Annotated in this window: 6 protein-coding genes and 1 pseudogene; 2 read left to right on the forward strand and 5 right to left on the reverse strand. The window is 40.9% G+C overall.

Annotation, left to right across the window (positions count from 1 at the left end):
• Window positions 1-182: 182 nt before the first annotated feature.
• The gene (locus G519_RS0131685; protein ID WP_029198072.1) at window positions 183-803 is read left to right on the forward strand and encodes a cysteine hydrolase family protein; all 621 of its coding nucleotides are present in this window, start codon (window positions 183-185) and stop codon (window positions 801-803) included.
• A 387-nt stretch (window positions 804-1,190) separates the two neighbouring features.
• On the opposite strand, the gene G519_RS0131690 is transcribed toward G519_RS0131685, so the two are convergent.
• The 5 genes and pseudogenes from G519_RS0131690 to G519_RS0131715 form a co-directional block, all read right to left on the reverse strand.
• Entirely contained in the window at window positions 1,191-1,973 is a 783-nt protein-coding gene (locus tag G519_RS0131690; RefSeq protein ID WP_051253859.1) for a squalene/phytoene synthase family protein, read from the reverse strand.
• A gap of 230 nt (window positions 1,974-2,203) precedes the next feature.
• A complete protein-coding gene (locus G519_RS45465; protein WP_051253857.1) occupies window positions 2,204-2,602 on the reverse strand; it encodes a VOC family protein in 399 nt (132 codons plus the stop codon).
• A 171-nt stretch (window positions 2,603-2,773) separates the two neighbouring features.
• Window positions 2,774-2,944 (reverse strand): annotated as a pseudogene (locus G519_RS45470) (VOC family protein); the annotation flags it as partial.
• 33 nt (window positions 2,945-2,977) lie between these two features.
• Window positions 2,978-3,436 (reverse strand): hypothetical protein, encoded by a 459-nt coding sequence (locus tag G519_RS0131705; protein ID WP_029198074.1) that lies wholly within the window; start codon window positions 3,434-3,436, stop codon window positions 2,978-2,980.
• Window positions 3,437-3,730: 294 nt separating this feature from the next.
• A complete protein-coding gene (locus G519_RS0131715; RefSeq protein ID WP_029198075.1) occupies window positions 3,731-5,311 on the reverse strand; it encodes a DUF5050 domain-containing protein in 1,581 nt (526 codons plus the stop codon).
• A gap of 390 nt (window positions 5,312-5,701) precedes the next feature.
• Between G519_RS0131715 and G519_RS0131720 the strand changes: the two genes are divergently transcribed.
• Window positions 5,702-6,000: IS110 family transposase (locus G519_RS0131720; protein WP_029198076.1), on the forward strand; the 299-nt coding region annotated here is incomplete at its 3' end.

Consider the following 6,000-nt stretch of genomic DNA (forward strand, 5'->3'; position numbering starts at 1 on the left):
AACAAGCACTTTCTGTCCTGTTGGACATAATCTGTAACGTTTTTTGGAAGGCAATTGTATTAATACCTATGCTCCATCTAAAAACGGAATATGTCCAAGCTCCCATTAATATAAGTTCATTAAAGAACAATAGTCGAATCATTGAAAAACGGATATTTAATGATGTGATTTGGAGGAAAAAAATGTTTAAACCTAATCCCGCTAATATAGCAATTGTCATTACGGATCCACAAAATGACTTTCTATCACCTGGAGGTAAAGGCTACCATTTAACTAGAAATAATATTGAGCATTACAACACGCTAGGTAACCTTGAAATTCTAATAAGTACAGCCATGGGTAAAGGATATCAACTCTTTATATCCCCCCATTATATATATCCGCATGATTATAGTTGGCAATTTACTGGAGCTGAACAAGAAATGTTATTAAAGCTTCGAGTATTTCAAAAACAAAATGACTACACTTCTGTGGGAGCTGACTGGGTTCCATCACTTAAGCCATACATATTAGCTAACCGAACAGTCATTGCGACCGCCCATAAGATTGCTAGTCCGCAGAACAATGATCTAGTTTACCAATTACGTCAGCATAGGAAAGAAAAGGTCATTTTAGCAGGTGTCCTATCAAATATTTGTGTAGAATCGCATATGAGAGACTTAATCGAAAATGGATTCCAAACAGCTGTTGTTTATGATGCCACTGCCACTATAAGTGAGAAGGATTTTCAAGCAGCGGTTACAAATTTTCAGGCATTCAGCAGTGCTACGTGGTCAACTCAACAGGCGATCTCTCAATTATAAATCCCATTGGCTTATCCGAATTACCGAAACCTCTCCAGTCATTTATACAACGGTATACTTCCCCATCTGTAAAACTAAGTATTTATCCTCGATTCCTCTACAATAAAAGACACTAGAATTCTGTAGTTGAAAATTATGTACATCATCAGAATGTATTAATCCCTTATCGGATTCTTGAAACCACTGAAACAATCCCCATGTATAAACTAAATTATCCATAGTTTCGACCTTTCTGGGGTTTATTAATTTTATTCGTTTTTACTACCATTAATTTACAAACATCTTTGAGCAATCCTGCCCGTCCCTCGGTTCAACATAACAGAAAAAAAGCCGGCACTCGCAAATACCGGCTTACTTCTTATTGACATCTACATATGGATAATCATGTTATCCAGTCACACGACTCACAATTTTTAGAACCGCATCTCTCGTTAATTTGTTTCCACCAACAGCGATGAGGTTTACCGTAGCATGAGCTAGCGCTAATGGTATCTTGCAAAATTTCAATGCTGGACCTTCCTTCAGGTCTGCGATATAAGAGTCGGCGAGTTGTAAATTGCGACGTGTGTACTGTTGCATCTCCTTGAATCCCCAACCGTCAGGAAAGAAGTCAACGCCACGTTTAAGATCCTCCACTCTATTTCGGAGGATATTTACCGCCTGCAGCCCTCTTCCAAAGGCAATCGCCTTCGTTAGATCGGATTGCGTCCCGTCATGCCACAACCATAGTTCTGATAGCATTTCTCCAACCATACCAGCCACGCTATAAGTATAGTGGTCCAAATCCTCTTCCGTATGGATGTTCCACCCGTTCTGAACCCAGTCGGCCATTTGTAACGACATCATTGCTATGTAATGATATACGATTGGAGCTCCGGAGGATGGACAAAGAAGCGCCCACTCATCGAGTTGCTTTGTAACTGCCGGTAATACTGCCCCATACGGTGATAGTAATTTTTGTGTTGCTTCGATAATATGTGGGGATTGGAATGCCTCGTGTATCCCGAGTAATAATTCCACTTTCAATTGGTCTGTGAGTTCATCATGATCCTCGATTTCATCTATAGCTCGCATACACAGATAGGCAGATGTTACAGCCTCCCTCAATCCTAAATCCAAGCAACTTATCGGTATATAAAAAGTACGGCTTGTTTTCTTCAACATGGTCATAGCATCATTCAGGACGACGTTATTAATAGATTTTCCCTCCAAGTAATAGCTTAGCTTCTAACTTATTCATAGCTTAATATCATGATAACATACATTGATATTGTCAATCCAAATATACTAAGCTGCCTTTTAGTTTAATAGCAAAAAGAGACCCACAGCAACGGGCCGAGGGTCTACGTTTATATTTTAAAGGGGGGCGACTTTTAAAAAACCTCCCCCTTATTCTCTTATCATTTATGGTTTTGGCATACCGTAATCACATTGAAATCATCATCACGCATGTTGAAGAAAGATACAAACTCATTTCGGATGATCCCACCATAAATGATTTGGAATCCCAGATTTTCTATTAACGCAGCCGCTTCATCTATATCATCAGCGGGCACAAAGCAAAGCGGCGGAGCTTTATCTGGAAATGGAACATTGTCCATTCCATTTGAATCGATCATAACGTCCGTTCCGTTCGGCAAATGCAGGATATGCAAGTGACCGAAACGCTCCTGCTGCTCGCGCGAAAGGTTAAATAACCTGCTGTACTGCTCTGCCGACTTATCAAGATTTCTGGACCAAAGAATTACGGAACTGATCTGACTCCGAATGGGATTCTTACTTTCTACAGGTCTAATCATTGTGACCTTCCTCCTTGTTTTTAGCTTACGATACTATCTTTTCTCGCGCCAATCCAGGTTTGGAGCTTTCTGCAGTTGCACCGGTACGCCAAGTGTTTTCCCTGCTTCGAGCAACATTTCTTTGCAAAAATAATACCCTCGATGATACACAATCCGATTGTTTTCGAAATCAAATTCACGAATCTCTTTTTTCTTGGCAAGAGGTACACCAACATGTTCAAGATGCTTAATAGTCTCGTTTAGATTATGTACTTGGAAATTTAACATCTCTTGTTGTTCTGTTGGAAAATAACTGTCATTCTCGGCAGTTCTCCAAAATATTCCTCCGAAACCTTTTATCATCGTATCTAACTCCTGTCTGTCATCAAATTAAAATTAACTCTTATTTCGTAGCTTTCTATAGTGATTTATTGTATCAGCAACACTAGAGGCATTATGCAAATCAATTATCTCTCGAAGCTTCATGTTCCAGCATTTTAAATTTAAAGAGTCACATAGAACCTGGCATATTCGTAGTGCTTCAATTACACTTCCCTCGTCTCGATAAATATTAGTTCTTATTGAAATGTCTTCAGCTTCTTCTGTAACACGCCCTGTATTAAGCTCAATTTCAACCTTGTATTTCCCATCATAATAAAGAAAATAGCATTCATCATCAAAGGAATTCCATGATTTCAATGTTGAGTCATTCTTTATATGAGCTGACTTTTCGAGTACATCTACGGCTTGATACAAACTAAATTTATTTTGTCCTACAAACTCTATACCATCTTCCGAGAAATTCGGAACGTTCCCCATTGGAAACAGAATAAATTGATAATCACCGATTGCCATAATGGTCACCTCGAAAGTGAATGAGTGCTTATTACTAATTCAAAATATTTCCACGTTATGCTGCCCGTTAACACAAAAGGCTGCACGCAGCAGCCTTTTTAGGCTTGTTCAACTATCGTTCTGCGCTTAATCCTCCAACCTTTTCTTTAACATCTGTTCCTCGTCTTTAACATAATTGCAATGTTCATATGTTCTAATTGCAGCGTTATTCCTTCTACCTGTCAGTACCTTCATACTTTTTACTCCACGTTCCCTAAGGTTTTCTTCCAGACAAGAAATAATTGCAATTTACGTTCAATGAATAAATTTGATGGATGAATCCCTAGAGGATTGAATTAATATCCCATTGTCGGACGTGAGTATGCGCGAGATAGGGTCCCCTACTTCAAGCACCAAGCTGCCTGAACCACCTAGCAGTATAAGCCCGTTGTCATCGTTTTCGCTAAGCTTGCATACGAGCTGCTCATTCAACACTTGTACGCCGACAACAGGTGTTTTCCATACGAGAGGATCTTCCCCGTTCGAATCCGCTTTATAAAGCTCGTATAAGTTATCTTCCTTCTTGGTTGTGTAAAATACGTTGCCGTTGATGCTGTCAAACCATGACACTGCATGGTCGGACAGTTTCATCTCGCCCATCCCGTCCAACGTAGACGAATACAATGTTTTGTCCTTATCTTTTACATAATATAGCTTGTTATTAATAATTCGGAACCAGTTGACACTTGTGTCGACGATCATAGTGCTTTTATTCGTTTTCAGGCTGATTTTGTTAATTTTATTTGCGTCGGATTGGCCGCGTGAAGCAAGCACGTACACATCATCTCCAATGACGGCAGTGGAGGAATCAGAGCTATATCCTAAGCCGCCGTTGTACGTGGCATGTACACCATATTTCACGCCTGGATCTCCGACACTCTTACGGTTTGTCTCATTCAGGCCTGGCGGTAACAAATACAAGTTGCCACCTTCGAACGCCGAAGCGCCGAGAAGGGTGATCAACGTGCCGTAAGACGTGTCACGGAAGTCCAAATATCCTTTCTGTATCAGATCCGCTTTCCCGTCGTCACCGATTTTTACGAACTCATCGTGTCCCATAATAGCTCCTCCGAGGTGATAGGTAAACCACAGCGTGTTGTTACGGATTTGAAAGGATAAATTCTTTTGCAGTCCATATGCGGTATTGATGTTATATGAATAAATCTCTTCTTTGTCGGATGGCGTCTGCATAGGAGCCCGATATACATGGTTCGTCGTGTCCGTTGTCTCTACAAAATAATAATATCCCTTGAAAAGGGAGACATCGTTCGTATAGGCATATGCTGGAAGGTCCACATCATTCATCTGCGGGTTATGGGAGGTGATGCTAAGTCCGCTGGTATTATCCCAATTGTAATCCCATCCGAAGTCGTCATGCGCGAAGCGCCATGTCATAGGGAAATACGTAACGTCTCGGAAGCTTAACAAGGGATACTTTTCTTTTGTGTTGTCAATTTCCTTGCCGTTAATCGTAACAGTCGATGCAGGGACCTCGACTGCGTAGCTAGCCGCATTACGATGATCTGAATGATATGGCACATATGAGGAAGTCACCTGGTTTTGCTTAATGTTCAACCCTTCATCTGGTGACCATTTCGCTTCCAAGCCAAGCAGTCTAGTGTCATACCATGTCATCGGAAAGTAAGTGATATCGCGATAAACCAAGAGCGGGTATTCACGGAACTGATTTTCAACCTTATGACCGTTCAAGTTTACCTCGAAGTTTGGCAGTGTAACCCTCACGCTAACATCTGCGGCTAAAGCGCTCCCCGCAGGCATCACTAAACTCATGCATAATGAAAAAACAACCGAATATCCAAATAATTTTTTTCTCATCGTTGCTACATCTCCTCTCACATAACTAGACGCGAGAAAATTGTAAAAAGTTTCTATTTATTTGATTTTGCCTAATGATAATGATTGGTATAAAGATAAATTCCTTAGACATTAAACGCCAAATTGACAAACTCCCTTGCAGTTGTGAGCCGCTAGGGAGTTTGTCATCAAATTTTCAATTACCGGATCTAATCTGCCCGTTACTTTAATGAAAACAGGGAGCAGTTGCCGTAGCCGGTCTGCTCCCTGGTTTGTTGCGCTATTGTTCTCCGTTAGAATTCCTGTGGAACGAATAATTTGGAGTTTGCATAAAAAAGAGCGAATCTGTACGATGGGAGTACGTAACGGGTCTACAGCCCTTAAAATCCCACATCAGGAGGTCGCTCTATTATGAAGTTTAAAGCACAAGATAAACAAAATCAACTCATTGAAAACATTACCGCTAATCACCTTGTTGTCGGTGTAGATATCGCTCAGGAGACCCACGTTGCTAGAGCTGTTAATTTCCGTGGTATCGCTTTGGGTAATCCACTGGAATTTAGCAATGATGAAGTCGGCTTCCGATCTCTTGATCGCTGGATCCGAGACTTGTTGGCTTCGTACAAACTAAGCCAAATAATCGTCGGCATGGAGCCAACAGGACATTATTGGCTTGCCCTTGCACACTGGCTTAAAGATACCGAGATCGA

It is taken from the genome of Paenibacillus alginolyticus DSM 5050 = NBRC 15375 (assembly GCF_000422905.1).
GTDB lineage: Bacteria > Bacillota > Bacilli > Paenibacillales > NBRC-103111 > Paenibacillus_E > Paenibacillus_E alginolyticus.

Bases quoted from the DNA above. Each gene is read 5' to 3' on its own strand.
- G519_RS0131690 (WP_051253859.1), bottom strand. From the start codon at position 1,973: ATGACCATGTTGAAGAAAACAAGCCGTACTTTTTATATACCGATAAGT.
- G519_RS0131705 (WP_029198074.1), bottom strand. From the start codon at position 3,436: ATGGCAATCGGTGATTATCAATTTATTCTGTTTCCAATGGGGAACGTT.
- G519_RS45465 (WP_051253857.1), bottom strand. From the start codon at position 2,602: ATGATTAGACCTGTAGAAAGTAAGAATCCCATTCGGAGTCAGATCAGT.
- G519_RS0131685 (WP_029198072.1), top strand. From the start codon at position 183: ATGTTTAAACCTAATCCCGCTAATATAGCAATTGTCATTACGGATCCA.
- G519_RS0131715 (WP_029198075.1), bottom strand. From the start codon at position 5,311: ATGAGAAAAAAATTATTTGGATATTCGGTTGTTTTTTCATTATGCATG.